Genomic DNA, 16,740 nt, shown 5'->3' on the forward strand with positions numbered 1-16,740 from the left:
GCGCCGGAGCGTCGGGGCGTTTGGGGCCGGCAGCCGGGGCCAAAGCCCGGATCAGCGCTCGGTGCCCGCATCCACCACCGTCAGGGCCGTCATGTTAACAATGCGGCGCACCGTGGCGGTGGGGGTCAGGATATGCACCGGCCGGGCGGTGCCGATGAGGATGGGACCCACGGTGAGGTTGTCGCCGGCAGCCGTCTTCAACAGGTTGAAGGAGATATTGGCGGCATCCAGGGTGGGCATCACCAGCAGGTTGGCCTGGCCCTTGAGGCGGGAGTTGGGGAAACCCTGCAGGCGGATCTGCTCGTCCAGGGCGGCATCGCCGTGCATTTCGCCTTCGGCCTCCAGTTCCGGCGCCTGCTCGGCCAGCAGCTCCAGCACCTTGCGCATCTTCAGGGAGGTGGGAGTGTCCTCGGTGCCGAAGGTGGAATGGGAGAGCAGGGCCACCTTGGGCGTGATGCCGAAGCGGCGGATTTCGTCCGCTGCCAGCAGGGTCATCTCGGCCAGCTGCTCGGCGCTGGGGTCGTAGTTCACATAGGTATCGCCGATGAACACGGTGCGGCCCGGCAGCATCAGCAGGTTGAGGGTGTAGTAGCTGCTGGAGCGGTCGTTGGTGCCGATGACGTGCTTCACATAGAAGCGGTGCAACTGGTGCCGGCCGAAGGTGCCGCAGATGAGGCCATCGGCCATGCCCAGGCGCACCGCCAGGGAGCCGCACAGGGTGTGGCGGCGGCGCACTTCGCGCTTGGCGTAGTCGAGGGAGACGCCGCGGCGCTCCATCAGGCGGTGGTATTCCTGCCAGAACTCGTCGTAGCGGGGGTTGTTGTCCGGGTCCAGGATGTCGAAGTCCAGGCTCTCGCGGATGCGCAGGCCGGCGGCTTCCACCTTGGCATTGATCACCACCGGGCGGCCGATGAGGATGGGCCGGGCGATGCGCTCTTCCACCACCACCTGCACGGCCCGCAGCACCCGCTCGTCCTCGCCTTCGGCGTAGATGATGCGCTTGGGCGCCGCCTTGGCCTGGGCGAACACCGGCTTCATGATGAGGCCGGAGTGGTACACGAACTCGTTGAGGCTCTGCAGGTAGGCGGGCCAGTCGGTGATGGGCCGGGTGGCGACGCCCGAATCCATGGCGGCTCGGGCCACGGCCGGGGCGATCTTGACGATGAGGCGGGGATCGAAGGGCTTGGGAATCAGGTACTCGGGGCCGAAGCCGGAGACCTTCTCGCCGTAGGCGGCGGCAACGATCTCGCTCTGCTCGGCCCGGGCCAGTTCGGCGATGGCCTTCACCGCCGCCAGCTTCATCTCTTCCGTAATGGTGGTGGCGCCCACATCCAGGGCGCCGCGGAAGATGAAGGGGAAGCAGAGGACGTTGTTCACCTGGTTGGGATAGTCGGAACGGCCGGTGGCGATGATGGCGTCGTCCCGCACCTCCTTCACCAGGTCCGGCAGGATTTCCGGGGTCGGGTTGGCCAGGGCCAGGATCAGGGGATTCTTGGCCATCTTGGCCACCATGTCCTGCTTCAGCACGCCGCCGGCGGAGAGGCCGAGGAACACGTCGGCGCCCTCGATGACCTCGCCCAGGGTGCGGGCATCGGTTTTCTTGGCATAGCGGGCCTTGATCTCGTCCATCTCCTCGACCCGGCCTTCATAGACCACGCCCTTGATGTCGGTGACCCAGATGTTCTCCACCGGCACGCCGAGCATCACCAGCAGGTCGAGACAGGCCAGGGCGGCAGCGCCGGCACCGGAGGTGACCAGCTTGATCTGCTTCAGGTCCTTGCCCAGATAGGTGAGGCCGTTGAGGATGGCGGCGCCGACTACGATGGCGGTGCCGTGCTGGTCGTCGTGGAAGACGGGAATCTTCATCCGTTCCCGCAGCTTCTTCTCAATATAGAAGCACTCGGGGGCCTTGATGTCTTCCAGGTTGATGCCGCCGAAGGTGGGTTCCAGGGAGGCGATGGTCTCGATCAGCATGTCCGGGTCGCGCTGCTCGATTTCCAGGTCGAAGACGTCGATGTTGGCGAATTTCTTGAACAGCACGCCCTTGCCTTCCATCACCGGCTTGGCGGCCAGGGGGCCGATGTTGCCCAGGCCCAGCACGGCGGTGCCGTTGGTGATGACGCCCACCAGGTTGGCCCGGGCGGTGACGGTGGAGACTTCGGCCGGATTGGCGACGATCTCTTCGCAGGCGGCGGCCACCCCGGGGGAGTAGGCCATGGAAAGGTCGTACTGGTTGGTCAGCTGTTTGGTGGGCTGGACCGAGATCTTCCCCGGCTTGGGATGGCGATGGTAGTAGAGGGCGGCTTCGCGCAGCTGCTTGTTGTCCATGGTTCTATCCACTATGCAAAAAGTCGTTTCACGATATGAAAGAATATATCAGGGTAATCCCCCATAGTCGAGTTTCTATTGGACTGATCCTGTGGCATAATCCCGCGCTTTCCTGAATCCCGCCGATTCATTCACTGTAGTCAAGGGCTCACCGCGCCACAACCAAGCCGAGCATGCTTTTCACGGCAAACCTCCGCAGGCAGGCCAGTTCCTCTCCTGCGATCTCCGACAGCGACGCCCTCCGCGCCGTGTGTCTGTGCGCGTGCCCCACAGTGAGCAAACGGTCGCTCCCCAAGAAGAGCCGCACTCAGGAAAACCAGGACAACGCGCTCCGCGAAAAGCTCGCCCGCCCTCACCGAGGTCGGGCGTTTTCGTTTTGGCGGTCCTGATTTCTCTTTAGTTTCATTTTTCGGATTTTTTACCTCTTCCTGGAGACCTGGAGACCATGAGTACTTCCAACACCGTCGCCCCGATCAACGCTCCCGATTACGTCAAACACGAGGGCCTCAAGAAATGGGTGGCAGAAATCGCCGCCCTCACCCAGCCTGACCGTGTTTATTGGGCAGACGGTTCCCAGGAGGAATACGACCGCCTGTGCGCCGAAATGGTCGCCGCCGGCACCCTGATCAAGCTCAACGAAGCCAAGCGCCCCAATTCCTACCTGGCCTTCTCCGATCCTTCCGACGTGGCCCGCGTCGAAGACCGCACCTACATCTGCTCCGAGAAGAAGGAAGACGCCGGCCCCACCAACAACTGGGAAGAGCCCGCCAAGATGCGCGAGACCCTCAACGGCCTGTTCAAGGGCTGTATGAAGGGCCGCACCATGTACGTCATCCCCTTCTCCATGGGCCCCCTGGGTTCCCCCATCGCCCATATCGGCATCGAGATCACCGACTCGGCCTACGTGGTTGTGAACATGCGCACCATGACCCGCATGGGCAAGGCCGTCAGCGAACTGCTGGGCACCGATGGCGAGTTCGTGCCTTGCGTGCACTCCGTGGGCGCCCCCCTGGAGCCGGGCCAGCAGGATTCCAAGTGGCCCTGCAACCCCACCGTCAAGTACATCGTGCACTACCCCGAGACCCGTGAAATCTGGTCCTACGGCTCCGGCTACGGCGGCAACGCCCTGCTCGGCAAGAAGTGCTTCGCCCTGCGCATCGCCTCCACCATGGCCCGCGACCAGGGCTGGCTGGCCGAGCACATGCTGATCCTGGGCGTGGAATCCCCCGAAGGCGAAAAGACCTACGTGGCAGCCGCCTTCCCCTCCGCCTGCGGCAAGACCAACTTCGCCATGCTGATCCCGCCCAAATCCTTCAACGGCTGGAAGATCACCACCATCGGCGACGACATCGCCTGGATCAAGCCCCGCGTGGACAAGGACGGCGTCACCCGCTTCTACGCCATCAACCCGGAAGCTGGCTTCTTCGGCGTGGCCCCCGGCACCAGCGAGAAGACCAACTTCAACGCCCTGGCCACCCTCAAGGAAAACATCATCTTCACCAACGTGGCCCTGACCGATGACGGCGACGTGTGGTGGGAAGGCCTGACCAAGGAAGCCCCGGCTCACCTGATCGACTGGCAGGGCAAGGACTGGACCCCGGAAGACGGCAAGGCCGGTCGCAAGGCTGCCCACGCCAACTCCCGCTTCACCGCTCCGGCCGCCCAGTGCCCCTCCATCGATCCGGCCTGGGAAGATCCCGCTGGCGTGCCCATCTCCGCCTTCATCTTCGGCGGCCGCCGCGCCACCACCGTGCCCCTGGTTTACCAGGCCTTCAACTGGAACTTCGGTGTGTACATGGCTGCCACCCTGGGCTCCGAAACCACCGCTGCCGCCTTTGGCGCCCAGGGCGTGGTGCGTCGCGACCCCTTCGCCATGCTGCCCTTCTGCGGCTACCACATGGGTGACTACTTCAACCACTGGCTGAAGATGGGCCACACCGTGGAAGCCACCCCGAAGATCTTCTGCGTGAACTGGTTCCGCGTGGACGAAGAAGGCAAGTTCATGTGGCCCGGCTTCGGCGACAACATGCGCGTGCTGAAGTGGATCGTGGAACGCTGCAAGGGCACCATCGCCGCCAAGGAAACCAAGCTGGGCTGGATGCCCCGCTTCGAGGACATCGACTGGACCGGCACCGACGTCGACAAGGCCGACTTCGACGCCCTCACCACCGTGGACGCCGATGCTTGGCAGAAGGAACTGGAACTGCACAAGGAATGGTTCGACAAGCTGGGCGAAAAGCTGCCCAAGGAACTGACCCTGAAGCGCGAACTGTTCGAACTGGGCCTGTTCAAGGACGTCGCCTAAGCACCAGCGCCTGCGCTAAGATTGAAAGGCCGCCCCAGGGCGGCCTTTCTTTTTGCCCGCAACCACCAGCCCCCTCTACACCCACCGCCCCACGGAAAACCGCCATGCCCGTCTCCGCCCCCCGCCTCGCCGACATCGCTCCCTTCCACGTCATGGAACTGCTGGGCCGGGCCCGGGAGCTGGAAGCCCAGGGGCGGGACATCATCCATATGGAAGTGGGCGAACCGGACTTCCCCACTCCGGAACCCATCCTCGCCGCCGCCCGGGAATTCCTGCAGGACGGTCGCGTCTTCTACACCCCGGCCCTGGGCCTGCCCGAGTTGCGGGAAGCCATCTCCGGCTTCTATCGGCAGCGCTACGGCATCGCCGTGCCGGCCAGCCGCATCGCCATCACCGCCGGCGCCTCCGGCGCCCTCACCCTGGCCCTGGCCTGCCTCGCCGCCCCCGGCAGCGAGTGGCTGCTGACGGACCCGGGCTATCCCTGCAACCGCCATTTCGTACGCGCCTTCGAAGGCGTTCCGGTCAGCATCCCGGTCGGCGCCGCCAGCAATTTCCAGCCGACCCGCCTGGACCTGGAACAGCACTGGAACGAACGCACCGCCGGCGCCCTCTTCGCCTCACCGGCCAATCCCACCGGCACCATGCTCGACGCCGCCGAACTGGCCGACATCGCCGACTTCGTGCGCCAGCGCCAGGGGCAGTTGATCATCGACGAGATCTACCACGGCCTCACCTACAACGGCGACGCCCCCACGGCCCTGGCGGCCGGCGACGACATCTTCGTCGTCCAGAGTTTCTCCAAGTATTTCCAGATGACCGGCTGGCGCCTGGGCTGGCTGGTCATTCCCGAACCCTTCGTGCGGGACGTGGAAAAGCTGGCCCAGAACCTCTTCATTTCGGCTTCCACACCGGCCCAGCACGCCGCCCTGGCCGCCTTCCAGCCGGAGACCATCGCCCTGCTGGAACAGCGCCGCACCGAATTCAAGGCCCGTCGGGACTATCTGGCACCGGCCCTGGAAGCCATCGGCTTTCGCATCACCGCCCAGCCCGAAGGCGCCTTCTATCTCTACGCCGACTGCAGCGCCCTGACCGACGACAGCTTCGGCTTTGCCCGCCGCCTATTGGAAGAGGCCGGCGTCGCCATCACTCCCGGCATCGACTTCGGCAACCACGGCGCCAGCAGCCACGTCCGCTTCGCCTACACCAACGCACAAGCACGCCTGGCCGAAGGCGTGGAACGGATTCGCCAGCTACTCGCCTGACACCCGCCAGCACCGGGCCCCACTCGCAGCCTCCAGCACCATGCATCCCAATCCGCCTGCTGACTTGCCCGGCGGATTCCCCAAAAGAAAACGGACAACAACCCCCTAGGTAGGGGGTTGTTGTCCGTTGTGCCTGTTCCGCCGCTTATTTCGGGCGGGAGCCGGTCGGAAAAGGCCAGGCGGCAGCCGGGTTCAGGGCGGACTTCAGACCCGGAGTGGCAGCGGTGGAGGGGGTCGGAGCAGGCGCCGGAGCAGCGGCCGGAGCGGCAGCGACTTCGGGCTTCTTCTCTTCCACCTTGGCGGGAGCCGCAGCGGGTTTGGCCGGAGCAGCCTTCTTTGCAGCGGGCTTGGCGGCAGCCTTAGCGGGAGCAGCCTTCTTCGCAGCGGGCTTGGCAGCGGCCTTAGCGGGAGCAGCCTTCTTCGCAGCGGGCTTGGCGGCAGCCTTAGCGGGAGCAGCCTTCTTCGCGGCGGGCTTGGCAGCGGCCTTAGCGGGAGCAGCCTTCTTCACAGCGGGCTTGGCAGCAGCCTTGGCCGGAGCAGCCTTCTTCGCGGCGGGCTTGGCAGCGGCCTTAGCGGGAGCAGCCTTCTTCGCGGCGGGCTTGGCAGCAGCCTTGGCCGGAGCAGCCTTCTTCGCGGCGGGCTTGGCAGCAGCCTTGGCCGGAGCAGCCTTCTTCGCGGCGGGCTTGGCAGCAGCCTTAGCGGGAGCAGCCTTCTTCGCGGCGGGCTTGGCAGCAGCCTTGGCGGGAGCAGCCTTCTTCGCAGCGGGCTTGGCAGCGGCCTTGGCGGGAGCAGCCTTCTTCGCGGCGGGCTTGGCAGCGGCCTTGGCCGGAGCAGCCTTCTTCGCAGCGGGCTTGGCAGCGGCCTTAGCGGGAGCAGCCTTCTTCGCGGCGGGCTTGGCAGCAGCCTTGGCCGGAGCAGCCTTCTTCACAGCGGGTTTAGCAGCAGCCTTCGCCGGGGACTTCTTGTCCTTGGCGGCCTCGGTCTTCGTCTTCTTTGCGGTTGCCATAAATAACCTCCTTCTCCAGGATCGAAAATTGGCTTTAAGACACAACGGACAAAACGAGATCCGCCCGGGAAAAGCACGGACCATTCATCGACCTTCCGGAGGAAGCGCCGGTTGAATACGGAGCGGCAACACGCGAACGAACTGAAGACGCGTGAGCGGCAATACGCAACGACGCCAGCAGGCGTCGGCAGAAAAATTCGGGGAGGAGGCTGGACGTTGCCGCAGGTCGACGGCAACGGAAAGAACCGGGGACAAACGCGATGGGATGGAAAGGGCGGGGCGTCATTCTCGGCTCTTGGCGATTCACGGTCGCGGAGGGGTGAAGAAGCCGAGTCCCGCGCCAGTCTTGGCGCTCCGGGATTTGCTTTGCAGCTGTTTTGGCGTGCTTGCGTAAGTGACCACTAGATTTAGTGTGCCCATTGTGATTTGGGCCTAATTCTAGTAATGGGGTATTTCCTATGCAAGTGTTTTTTAACTCTTTTGCATGGCTGGAAAGCGCACGGTTGCGAACTCGCAACGCAATTGCTGCCAGTCGAAATGGGGGCCGGGATCGGTCTTGCGCTGGGGGGCGATGTGGCAATGCCCGGCCACCGCACTGATGGGGTAGTGCTGGAGAATGGCTTGCAGCAAGGCTTTCAGGGCATCGTACTGGGCCGGCGCGAAGGGCATGGCATCGCATCCTTCGAGCTCGATGCCGATGGAAAAATCGTTGCAGCGCTCCCGCCCCAGCCACTCGGAGACACCTGCATGCCATGCACGCTTGTCGCAGGAAACGAACTGCACCAGCTCGCCATCGCGACGAATCAGGAAGTGGGAAGAGACACGCAGATGGTGAATGGCAGCGAAGTAGGGATGGGCCGCCGGGTCCAGGGTGTTGTCGAACAGATCGAAAATCCAGGGGCCGCCGAAGTCGTCGGGCGGCAGGCTGATGGCGTGGATGACGACCAGGCTCGGCCGCTCTCCCTCGGGCCGCTCGTCCTGATTGGGCGACTCGCGCCGCACTGCGCCGGCCAGCCAGCCCTCGGCATCGAAGCGTTCCGTCATCACTCGATCCCCAGACGGGCCATGCGATAGCGCAGGGATCGGAAGGTGATGCCGAGCAGGCGCGCCGCCGCCGTGCGATTGCCCTGGGTCTGAACCACCGCCTCCTGAATCGCCTGGCGTTCCAGACGGTCCAGATAGGTATCGAGAGACTCGCCGCCGCGCCCTTCGGAACCGGCATCGGGATGACCGTCATCGGCAGGGGAAAGCTGCAGGTCGCCTTCGTCGATCTCGCTGCCACTGCATAGCGCCGTGGCCCGCTCGAGAATATTCTCCAGTTCGCGGACGTTGCCGGGGAAGGTGTAGCGACACAGCGCCGTTTCGGCCGCGGGCGTCAGCGGCAACGCCGACGCCTGATGGGCCAGACGGTCGAGACAGGCACGAGCCAGCTGGGGAATGTCCTCGGCCCGCTCCCGCAGCGGCGGCATGCGCAACTCGATGACGTTGAGACGGTAGTACAAATCCTGGCGGAAGGTGCCGGCCTCGACGCAGGCCTTCAGGTCCTGGTGGGTGGCACAGATGAGGCGCACATCCACCGCCTCCTCCACGGTGGCGCCCACCTTGCGCACCCGCTTTTCCTGGATGGCCCGCAGCAGCTTGACCTGCATGGACAGGGGCAGGTCGGCTACCTCGTCGAGAAACAGGGTGCCGCCTCCCGCTGCCTGGAAGAATCCTTCCCGATCCTGCTCGGCACCGGTGAAGGCGCCCTTGCGATAACCGAAGAACTCGCTTTCCATGAGGTTCTCGGGGATGGCCCCGCAGTTCACCGGAACGAAAGGCGCCTGGCTGCGGTTGCTCTGCTCGTGGATGAGGCGGGCCGCCAGTTCCTTGCCGCAGCCGGATTCGCCGGAGATGTAAACCGGCGCCTGGCTGCGGGCCAGCTTGGCGATGATCTCCCGCACCGTGCTCATGGCCCGGGAATCGCCGAGCAGCTGCAGAGCCTCGCTGCGCTGCGCTCCCTCGGCCGCGGATGCCACCGGCAGATCGATGGCCGACTTGATCAGGGTACGCAGCTGATCCAGGGCCACCGGCTTGGCCAGATAGTCGAAGGCCCCGGCCTTGAGGGCCGCCACCGCGTTCTCGGTGCTGCCAAAGGCGGTGATCACGGCCACCGGCGTCTCGCTGTACTGCTCGCCGATGAGGCGCACCAGTTCCAGCCCTTCCCCATCGGGCAAACGCATGTCGGTCAGGCACAGCTGGTAAGACTCCCGGGCAAGGAACTCCCGAGCCTCGGCCACGGTGCCGGCGCAATCCGCCGCCAGTCCCATGCGCGACAGGGTGAGGTCCACCAGTTCCCGGATATCCGCTTCGTCATCCACCACCAGCACCCGGGCCAGCGCCCCCCTGGCGCGGCGTTCACTTTTGGCCTGAGCCATGCCCTCTCCTTCCCGTTATTCTGAAATGGGCTCCACCGGCCCTGGACTCGCTCAACAACTCCAGCTGCGCCCCGTTGGCTTCGCACAGTTCCCGCGCAATGTGGAGCCCCAGGCCGGTCCCCTTGCCATGGGTGGTAAAGAACGGTTCGAACACCTGCTCCCGGATGGCTTCGGGAATGCCGGGCCCATCATCCTCCACATGCAGCTCCACCATGCCGCCATTGCCGTAGGCAACGCGCAGTTGCACGCTACCGGGTTGTTGCCGACTGTGCCGCAAGGCATTGCTGAGCAGATTCCACAGCACCTGGTGCAGATGGGTGCGATCAAACTCCAGCTCGGCTCCGGCCAATCCTTCCAGACACAGCACACCGGGAGCCGCTTCCGCCTTGGACTGCAACTCGTCCAGATAGGCCGCCAATGCAGCATTGAGGTCGATGGACTCCGGATGGCAGCGGTCCCGCCGTCCCAGCTCAAGCACGTCGCGCACGATGCGCTCCAGGCGCTGGGTATTGTCCAGGATGATGCGCACCAGTCGGGCATCCCCGCCCTTCGGGTCCGCATCTTCCCGCAGCAGTTCACCGGCATGGCTGATGGCGGACAGGGGATTGCGGATTTCGTGGGCGATATTGGCGGTCAACCGCCCCAGGGCCGCCAGCTTCATCTGGCGGGACTCCTCGCGCAGGCGGTCCATGTCCTCCAGCAGAATCAGGGTGTCGCCGGCACTGCTCGGGGTCTCGAGAAAACGGGCAAACAGCTGCTTGCCGTTGCGCGGGACGTGGAAGACCAGGCCACTCTCGTCCTTGCTGCCTTCCCGCCGCCGCCAGCGGAGAAAGTGCCCTTCCAGGGCCGGCGAACAGCGCTCCAGGTTGCCCGCCTCCCCCGCCGTCAATCCCAGGAGCGCCTCAGCCCGGGGATTGTGCAGGTGCACCTCGCCCAGAGGGCTGACCAGCAGGACGCCATCCTGCATTTCCTCGATCACCCGCTGACTGACGCAGACCTGGTTGGCCAGCGCTTCGCCGCGCTTGCGCGCCAACTCTTCGTTGGCCACCACGCGACGGGCCAGGAGACGGGCCGAAATCGCCGAGGTAAAAAAGCCCGCCCCCAGCAGGCCGACCTGGAAAAAAGCGGAGGGGTCGAATTCGCTGCTCAAGGCCAGCAGCAACTGCTGGAACAGCATGGAAAGGGTTGCCAGGGCCGCATAGAAAAGCACCAGCCGCCCCTGCCCGACCAGCCCCGCCCCGGCCAGCGAGACCAGGAGCATGGCCCCCAGGCCACCACGCAGCCCCCCGCTGGCATGCATCAGGACCGTCAGGGCCACCACATCCAGGAGCACCTGGCCCGACAACTGCAGATTGAAATGACGACGCCAGAAGGCCAGCAACAACACCGAGCAGGCAGTGGCCAGGCAATAGACGAAGGCCGTCCACGTATACAGGGACTGATCGGTGGCCGGCACCAGCTCGAAGCTGGACGGATGCAGATAGGCCGCCCCATAGAGGAGGAAGGCGGCAACCAGGCGGTAGAAATTGAAATAGCGCAGCGACTTCCAGTGCGCTTCGGAAACCTCGACAGGCGGAACGTTCAGGAACGACAAGGCACGCCCTCAGCCATCGTCACGAACAACATGCTCGGCGCAGCAATAAGGATGCCCCCGAACCACCAGAGCATCGCTTTCCGGCAGATAGACGCCACAGCCACGACACACCACCATCCGCTCCACCGGCGGGTTGACGGGGGCCCCACCGCCCAATCCACGCGATACGCCGCGCCCCCTGAACCACCACCAGGCGAGGCCGACAAAAAGAATGAACAACAGAAACTTGGACATGGCATTCCGGCTGCACAAGCAATCAGAGCGACAGCATAGCAGAGGCTCCACCACGGCCACGAGGCCCGGGGCCGGCGAAGAACAGCTGCACTCCAAGGGCCACCGACACCCGGAAAACAAAAAAGCCACTCGGATGAGTGGCTTTTCTGAAAATTGGTCGGGGTGAGAGGATTCGAACCTCCGACTCCTGCGTCCCGAACGCAGTACTCTACCAGGCTGAGCTACACCCCGACTCGCTCACTGCAACTTTCGGGAAAAGTCAGAAACTTCTCGTCACAGCGAAGACTGACAATTCTACCAGTGAATCTTTGTATTGAGAAGCCGGAAGCGCTTGCAGTGCGCGCACCGCCACTTCCGACTCGAGCTTGGCCTGCTTCAGGGTGTGCTCCAGGGCACCGGTGGCACGAATGGCTTCCAGCACTGCGGGGAAGTCATCCCGCCCGCCTTCCTCAATGGCGCGACGCACACAGGCAGCCTGCTCCGGGGAACCGTTCTGCATCACATAAATGAGAGGCAGCGTAGGCTTGCCTTCGGCCAGGTCGTCACCCAGATGCTTGCCGGTCTCGGCCTCGTCGGCAGAATAGTCCAGAACATCGTCCACCAGTTGGAACGCGGTCCCCAGATGCATGCCGTAAGCCGCCAAACCTTCCTCGACCTCCGGCGTCGCCCCCCCCAGGATTGCCCCCAGCCGGGCCGCCGCCTGGAACAGCTTGGCCGTCTTGTAGCGGATCACCTGCAGGTAACGCTCTTCATCCACGTCCGCATCGTGGCAGTTCATCAACTGCAGCACCTCGCCTTCGGCGATGATGTTGGTGGCATCCGCCAGCACCTGCATGATGCGCATGTTGCCCACGGACACCATCATCTGGAAGGCGCGGGAATAGAGGAAATCGCCGACCAGCACGCTGGCGGCATTGCCGAACAGGTTATTGGCCGTCTCCCGGCCCCGGCGCAGTTCCGACTCGTCTACCACATCGTCGTGCAACAGGGTGGCGGTATGAATGAATTCCACCACCGCAGCCAATTCATGGTGATTGACACCCTTGTAGCCCATGGCACCGGCAGCCAGCAGCACCAGCACCGGACGCAGGCGCTTGCCGCCGCTGCTGATGATGTACTCGGCCACCTGACGAACGAGCACCACATCGGAATGCAGGCGCTGACGAATGACGGCATCCACCGACTTCATGTCGGGGCCGATCAGAGCATTGATTTTTTCGAGAGCCACGGGAACGTTTCGAGAGCGTAAAGGAAAGGACGGCCACAACAGCCGGAAAAGCAACGGCGGAGGCCTTCAGCACAGGCTCCCAGCCAAGCCGCTGCATGGTAGGCGCGCGCCCGAGGATGGTCAAGCCGCCCGGCCGGCGGACGCGGCGACCAAAGAACGGAAGTCTTTGACGCGACGTCTAAAATCCGTATAATGCACGGTTCTTTGTTACACCCTTTGTTATCGGAGTCCCTATGTACGCGGTCATAAAAACCGGCGGCAAGCAATATCGCGTCGTCGCTGGCGAAAAACTTAAAGTAGAACAGATACCGGCAGACATCGGCGCACAAATCACTCTCGACCAGATCCTCATGGTAGGCGAAGGCGAGGCTGTGAAAATTGGCGCCCCGCTGGTTCAGGGCGCCTCTGTCCAGGCTACCGTGGTTTCCCACGGCCGCCACGACAAGGTCAAGATTTTCAAGATGCGCCGTCGGAAGCACTACCAGAAGCACCAGGGCCATCGTCAGAACTACACCGAGATCCGCATCGACGGCATCTCCGCCTGATCGAGGAGTTAATACACCATGGCACACAAAAAAGCTGGCGGTAGTTCCCGCAACGGCCGCGACTCGGAATCGAAGCGACTTGGCGTAAAGCGCTACGGCGGCCAACTGGTGGCAGCCGGTAACATTCTGGTTCGTCAGCGTGGCACCGAATTCCATCCCGGCGAAAACGTCGGCATCGGCAAGGACCACACCCTGTTCGCCCTCGTTGAAGGTCGCGTGCAATTCACCATCAAGGGTGAAAAGCGCCGCCGCACCGTGAGCATCGTTCCCGCCGCCTAACCCGCGCTTTAAGGAACCAAGGAGAGCCCTATCCTCGCGGTAGGGCTTTTCTGTTTATACCCTATGAAATTCATCGACGAAGCCAAGATCCTGGTCATCGCCGGCAAGGGCGGCAACGGCGTTGCCTCCTTCCGCCGGGAAAAATACATCCCCATGGGCGGTCCGGATGGCGGCGACGGTGGTCGCGGCGGCAGCATCTATGTCATTGCCGACCGCAACATCAACACCCTCATCGACTACCGCTACACCCGCAAATTCCTCGCCCAGAACGGCGAAAGCGGGCGGGGCGCCGATTGCTACGGCAAAGGCGGCGACGACATCATCATGCACATGCCGGTTGGCACGGTCATTAGCGATGCCGTCACCGGTGACGTACTGGCCGACCTGGACAAGGACGGTAAGAAGGTCCTGCTGGCCCAAGGCGGCCGGGGCGGACTGGGCAACATCCACTTCAAGTCCTCCACCAACCGCGCTCCCCGTCAGTGCACCAAGGGAGAGCCGGGAGAGGAAAAAGAACTCAAGCTCGAATTGAAAGTGCTAGCCGACGTAGGCCTGCTGGGCCTGCCCAATGCGGGCAAGAGCACCTTCATCCGCGCCGTATCCGCCGCCCGACCCAAGGTTGCAGACTATCCCTTCACTACCCTGCACCCCAATCTTGGCGTGGTGCGGGTCGATGACAATAAGAGCTTCGTCATTGCCGACGTCCCGGGCCTCATCGAAGGCGCAGCCGATGGCGCCGGCCTGGGCATCCGCTTCCTCAAGCACCTGGCCCGCACACGCGTGCTGCTGCACATCGTCGATATTGCCCCGATGGATCCGGACGCCGATCCGGTTGCCGACGCCATCGCCATCGTCGGCGAACTGGAAAAGTACAGCCCCGAACTCGCCAGCAAGCCGCGCTGGCTGATCCTCAACAAGCTTGACCTGCTCCCCGAGGAAGAGCGCCAGGAACACGTGGACGCCTTCTTGTCCGCCTACCGGGAAAGATCCGGTTTCGACGGCCCCGTATTCCCCATTGCCGCCATCAGCGGCGAAGGCTGCCGCCCCGTGGTCTACGCCATCCAGGCCGCCCTGGAGGAAATCAGGAAGCAGGACGAGGCAACGGAGGAGTCCGGGGAAAGCCCCCTCCCCCCCTCACCAAGCGTAGACGAATGAGCCCAACCACCAGTCGTACGGCCAATGCCGGGCGCCTAGTCGTCAAGGTCGGCTCGGCCCTTGTCACCAACAATGGCGCCGGGCTCGACCTAGCCGCCATTCACGAATGGGCGCGCCAGATCGCCGAGCTCCACCACAACGGCAAACAGGTGGTCCTGGTTTCCTCAGGCGCCATTGCCTGCGGCATGCAACGACTGGGCTGGCAGAAGCGCCCCAAGGCCGTGCACGAACTCCAGGCCGCCGCCGCCGTCGGCCAGATGGGCCTGGCCCAGGTCTATGAATCGGCCTTTAGCGCCCACGGCCTGCACACTGCCCAGATTCTGTTGACCCACGACGATCTGGCCGACCGCAAGCGCTATCTGAATGCCCGGGCCACGCTGACCACGTTGCTCGAACTGGGTGTCGTCCCCATCATCAATGAGAACGACACGGTCGTTACTGACGAAATCAAATTCGGCGACAACGACACCCTGGGCGCCCTGGTCGCCAACCTGGTGGAGGCAGACTGCCTCATCATCCTGACCGACCAGCCCGGCCTCTTCACCGCCGACCCGCGCAAGGACCCGGCCGCCACCCTGATCACCTCAGCCCGCGCCGGCGACCCCGCCCTGGAAGCAATGGCCGGCGGCGCCGGCACCCAGATCGGCACCGGCGGCATGATTACCAAGGTCCTCGCCGCCAAGCGGGCCGCCCGCAGCGGCGCCGACACTGTCATTGCCAGTGGCAGGGAAAAAAGCCCTCTCACTCGTCTTGCCACCGGAGAATCCGTCGGCACTCTGCTGGTCGCCGACACCTTGCCGATGACCGCCCGCAAACAATGGCTGGCAGACCATTTGCAGCTGGCAGGAAAACTGACGCTCGACCAGGGAGCCACCCAAGCCCTGCGCCAAGGGAAGAGTCTGCTGCCAGTAGGGGTGCGGGAAGTTCACGGCGACTTCGAGCGGGGAGCCGCCGTAGCCTGCCTGGATGAAAGCGGCAGGGAAATCGCCAGGGGCCTCTGCAATTACGGCAGCAGCGAAGTTCGCCTCATCGCCAAGCACTCATCCAGCGATATCGAGGACATCCTCGGCTACATGGAAGAGCCGGAACTCATCCATCGCGACAACATGGTCTGCCTGCACGAGAAATAGCGTTCACGACCTCAACAATAAAAAAGGCGCCCTGGAAGGCGCCTTTTTTATTGTCCACTCCCGGCGGCGCCTGGAATGAGCAAAAACAAAACGGGCACCCGAAGGTGCCCGTTTTAACAACAACTGCTTCAGGTCGTCGAAAGACGATTAGAAGGAGTGGTTGATACCCAGGTTGAACTGGGATTCGTTGTTGCCGGAGCCACCGGAGGCGTGAGCCACGGTGTAAGCAGCGTTGTCGTCGTTGCTGATCTTGGAGAAAGCGGTGTACAGCTTGGTACGCTTGCTCAGCAGGTAGTCAGCACCGATAGCGAACTGCTTGGCGTCGGCGTTGTCGTTCAGCTTGTCCTTCAGGTTGTTGTAGGAAGCCTTCAGGACAACCTTGGCACCGATGGGGGCGGACACGCCGATCAGCCAGTTGCGAACCTTGTCAGCGTCGTTGCCGTTGGCTTCAACCTTGTTGGAGCCGTAAGCACCGGACAGGGCCAGCACGCCGAAGTCGTACTTACCAGCCAGGGTGTAGCTGCTCAGCTTGCCGTCAGAGCCAGCGCCGCCGATCAGGGCGTTGCCGTCCAGCTTCACCTGGTGGTAGTTCAGACCGACGGTCAGAGGACCATTGGTGTAGGTGGGAGCGATGGCGAACAGACGGTTCTGGTTGGAGGTGTTAGCAGCAGACTCCTGGTTGTCCAGGGAGTTGGTGCCGTAAGCAGCGGTCACGGACAGGCCGGAGAAGGAGGGGGACACGTAAGCAACGGTGTTGTTCACGCGGACCGGATCGTACAGACCAGCAGCGATGGAGGAGGAAGCGAACAGGTTGTTAGCGCGACCAGCGGTACCCAGGCCGAACGGATCGATCTGAGCCATCAGGGTGTAGTGGGGGGTGTAGATACGGCCACCGATCACGGTACCGAAACCACCGGTCAGGCCAACGTAGGACTGACGACCGAAGGTGCGACCTTGAGCGGAAGCGCCGTCGTCCAGGGTCAGACCCATTTCGAAGTTGAACAGAGCCTTCAGGCCGTTGCCCAGATCTTCGGTGCCCTTGAAGCCCAGACGGGAGCCGGAAGCGATACCGGAATCAAAACGGGTGTTTTGGCCGGTGGTGGTGCCGTTCAGAGCGGAACCGTTCACGGCCAGACCGAAGTCAGCAACACCGTAAACTTGCACGTTGGATTGAGCGAAAGCGGCGCCGGAAGCCAGAGCGGCAACGGCCAGAGCGATGAATTTCTTTTGCATCAGGTTTTCTCCTCTTGCAATTAG

14 protein-coding genes and 1 tRNA gene are annotated in these 16,740 nt (G+C 63.5%); 6 read left to right on the forward strand and 9 right to left on the reverse strand.

The genetic code is table 11. From position 1 onward, the window contains the following. Positions 1 to 51: 51 nt before the first annotated feature. Entirely contained in the window at positions 52 to 2,328 is a 2,277-nt protein-coding gene (locus EV678_RS08345; RefSeq protein WP_130459151.1) for an NADP-dependent malic enzyme, read from the reverse strand. A 445-nt stretch (positions 2,329 to 2,773) separates the two neighbouring features. Between EV678_RS08345 and EV678_RS08350 the strand changes: the two genes are divergently transcribed. Together EV678_RS08350 and EV678_RS08355 are read left to right on the forward strand one after the other, a co-directional pair. Next, the gene (locus EV678_RS08350) at positions 2,774 to 4,633 is read left to right on the forward strand and encodes a phosphoenolpyruvate carboxykinase (GTP) (protein ID WP_014235256.1); all 1,860 of its coding nucleotides are present in this window, start codon (positions 2,774 to 2,776) and stop codon (positions 4,631 to 4,633) included. Positions 4,634 to 4,737: 104 nt separating this feature from the next. Beyond that, complete coding sequence (locus EV678_RS08355; protein ID WP_130459152.1) at positions 4,738 to 5,895, forward strand: pyridoxal phosphate-dependent aminotransferase; 1,158 nt, start codon at positions 4,738 to 4,740, stop codon at positions 5,893 to 5,895. Positions 5,896 to 6,040: 145 nt separating this feature from the next. Here the strand turns inward: EV678_RS08355 and EV678_RS08360 are convergent, their stop codons facing one another. From EV678_RS08360 to ispB, 7 genes are all read right to left on the reverse strand, one after another. After that, the gene (locus EV678_RS08360; protein ID WP_130459153.1) at positions 6,041 to 6,901 is read right to left on the reverse strand and encodes a hypothetical protein; all 861 of its coding nucleotides are present in this window, start codon (positions 6,899 to 6,901) and stop codon (positions 6,041 to 6,043) included. Between the two features lie 471 nt (positions 6,902 to 7,372). Further along, a complete protein-coding gene (gene ampD / locus EV678_RS08365; RefSeq protein WP_130459154.1) occupies positions 7,373 to 7,945 on the reverse strand; it encodes a 1,6-anhydro-N-acetylmuramyl-L-alanine amidase AmpD in 573 nt (190 codons plus the stop codon). Further along, positions 7,945 to 9,318: a sigma-54-dependent transcriptional regulator gene (locus EV678_RS08370; RefSeq protein WP_130459155.1), complete on the reverse strand. Its 1,374-nt coding sequence runs from the start codon at positions 9,316 to 9,318 to the stop codon at positions 7,945 to 7,947. The genes ampD and EV678_RS08370 overlap by 1 nt, the downstream gene beginning before the upstream one ends. Further along, on the reverse strand, positions 9,299 to 10,912 hold the full coding sequence (locus EV678_RS08375) for a two-component system sensor histidine kinase NtrB (protein WP_014235261.1): 1,614 nt from the start codon (positions 10,910 to 10,912) through the stop codon (positions 9,299 to 9,301). Before EV678_RS08375 ends, EV678_RS08370 begins: the two co-directional genes overlap by 20 nt. 9 nt (positions 10,913 to 10,921) lie before the next feature. Next, complete coding sequence (locus EV678_RS08380; protein WP_130459156.1) at positions 10,922 to 11,146, reverse strand: PP0621 family protein; 225 nt, start codon at positions 11,144 to 11,146, stop codon at positions 10,922 to 10,924. 154 nt (positions 11,147 to 11,300) lie between these two features. Then, positions 11,301 to 11,377, reverse strand: a tRNA-Pro gene (locus EV678_RS08385). Between the two features lie 28 nt (positions 11,378 to 11,405). After that, positions 11,406 to 12,374 (reverse strand): octaprenyl diphosphate synthase, encoded by a 969-nt coding sequence (ispB, locus tag EV678_RS08390; protein WP_014235284.1) that lies wholly within the window; start codon positions 12,372 to 12,374, stop codon positions 11,406 to 11,408. A 233-nt stretch (positions 12,375 to 12,607) separates the two neighbouring features. Here ispB and rplU point away from each other — a divergent pair, with 233 nt between their 5' ends. The 4 genes from rplU (at position 12,608) to proB (ending at position 15,483) form a co-directional block, all read left to right on the forward strand. Then, complete coding sequence (rplU, locus tag EV678_RS08395) at positions 12,608 to 12,919, forward strand: 50S ribosomal protein L21 (RefSeq protein ID WP_014235285.1); 312 nt, start codon at positions 12,608 to 12,610, stop codon at positions 12,917 to 12,919. Between the two features lie 18 nt (positions 12,920 to 12,937). Continuing rightward, positions 12,938 to 13,198, forward strand: coding sequence for a 50S ribosomal protein L27 (rpmA, locus tag EV678_RS08400; RefSeq protein ID WP_014235286.1), 261 nt, complete (start codon positions 12,938 to 12,940; stop codon positions 13,196 to 13,198). A 63-nt stretch (positions 13,199 to 13,261) separates the two neighbouring features. Continuing rightward, the gene (gene cgtA / locus EV678_RS08405; RefSeq protein ID WP_130459157.1) at positions 13,262 to 14,353 is read left to right on the forward strand and encodes an Obg family GTPase CgtA; all 1,092 of its coding nucleotides are present in this window, start codon (positions 13,262 to 13,264) and stop codon (positions 14,351 to 14,353) included. Next, a complete protein-coding gene (proB, locus tag EV678_RS08410) occupies positions 14,350 to 15,483 on the forward strand; it encodes a glutamate 5-kinase (RefSeq protein WP_130459158.1) in 1,134 nt (377 codons plus the stop codon). The genes cgtA and proB overlap by 4 nt, the downstream gene beginning before the upstream one ends. Before the next feature lie 147 nt (positions 15,484 to 15,630). Here proB and EV678_RS08415 read toward each other — a convergent pair whose 3' ends face one another. Continuing rightward, on the reverse strand, positions 15,631 to 16,716 hold the full coding sequence (locus tag EV678_RS08415; RefSeq protein ID WP_130459159.1) for a porin: 1,086 nt from the start codon (positions 16,714 to 16,716) through the stop codon (positions 15,631 to 15,633). Positions 16,717 to 16,740 lie beyond the last annotated feature (24 nt).

It is taken from the genome of Azospira oryzae (assembly GCF_004217225.1).
Lineage (GTDB): Bacteria > Pseudomonadota > Gammaproteobacteria > Burkholderiales > Rhodocyclaceae > Azospira > Azospira oryzae.

Excerpts from the sequence above, each read along its gene's own strand:
- EV678_RS08380 (WP_130459156.1), bottom strand. The coding sequence starts at position 11,146 with ATGTCCAAGTTTCTGTTGTTCATTCTTTTTGTCGGCCTCGCCTGGTGG.
- cgtA (WP_130459157.1), top strand. The coding sequence starts at position 13,262 with ATGAAATTCATCGACGAAGCCAAGATCCTGGTCATCGCCGGCAAGGGC.
- EV678_RS08350 (WP_014235256.1), top strand. The coding sequence starts at position 2,774 with ATGAGTACTTCCAACACCGTCGCCCCGATCAACGCTCCCGATTACGTC.
- EV678_RS08415 (WP_130459159.1), bottom strand. The coding sequence starts at position 16,716 with ATGCAAAAGAAATTCATCGCTCTGGCCGTTGCCGCTCTGGCTTCCGGC.
- rplU (WP_014235285.1), top strand. The coding sequence starts at position 12,608 with ATGTACGCGGTCATAAAAACCGGCGGCAAGCAATATCGCGTCGTCGCT.
- EV678_RS08360 (WP_130459153.1), bottom strand. The coding sequence starts at position 6,901 with ATGGCAACCGCAAAGAAGACGAAGACCGAGGCCGCCAAGGACAAGAAG.
- rpmA (WP_014235286.1), top strand. The coding sequence starts at position 12,938 with ATGGCACACAAAAAAGCTGGCGGTAGTTCCCGCAACGGCCGCGACTCG.
- EV678_RS08345 (WP_130459151.1), bottom strand. The coding sequence starts at position 2,328 with ATGGACAACAAGCAGCTGCGCGAAGCCGCCCTCTACTACCATCGCCAT.
- ampD (WP_130459154.1), bottom strand. The coding sequence starts at position 7,945 with ATGACGGAACGCTTCGATGCCGAGGGCTGGCTGGCCGGCGCAGTGCGG.
- EV678_RS08370 (WP_130459155.1), bottom strand. The coding sequence starts at position 9,318 with ATGGCTCAGGCCAAAAGTGAACGCCGCGCCAGGGGGGCGCTGGCCCGG.
- EV678_RS08355 (WP_130459152.1), top strand. The coding sequence starts at position 4,738 with ATGCCCGTCTCCGCCCCCCGCCTCGCCGACATCGCTCCCTTCCACGTC.
- proB (WP_130459158.1), top strand. The coding sequence starts at position 14,350 with ATGAGCCCAACCACCAGTCGTACGGCCAATGCCGGGCGCCTAGTCGTC.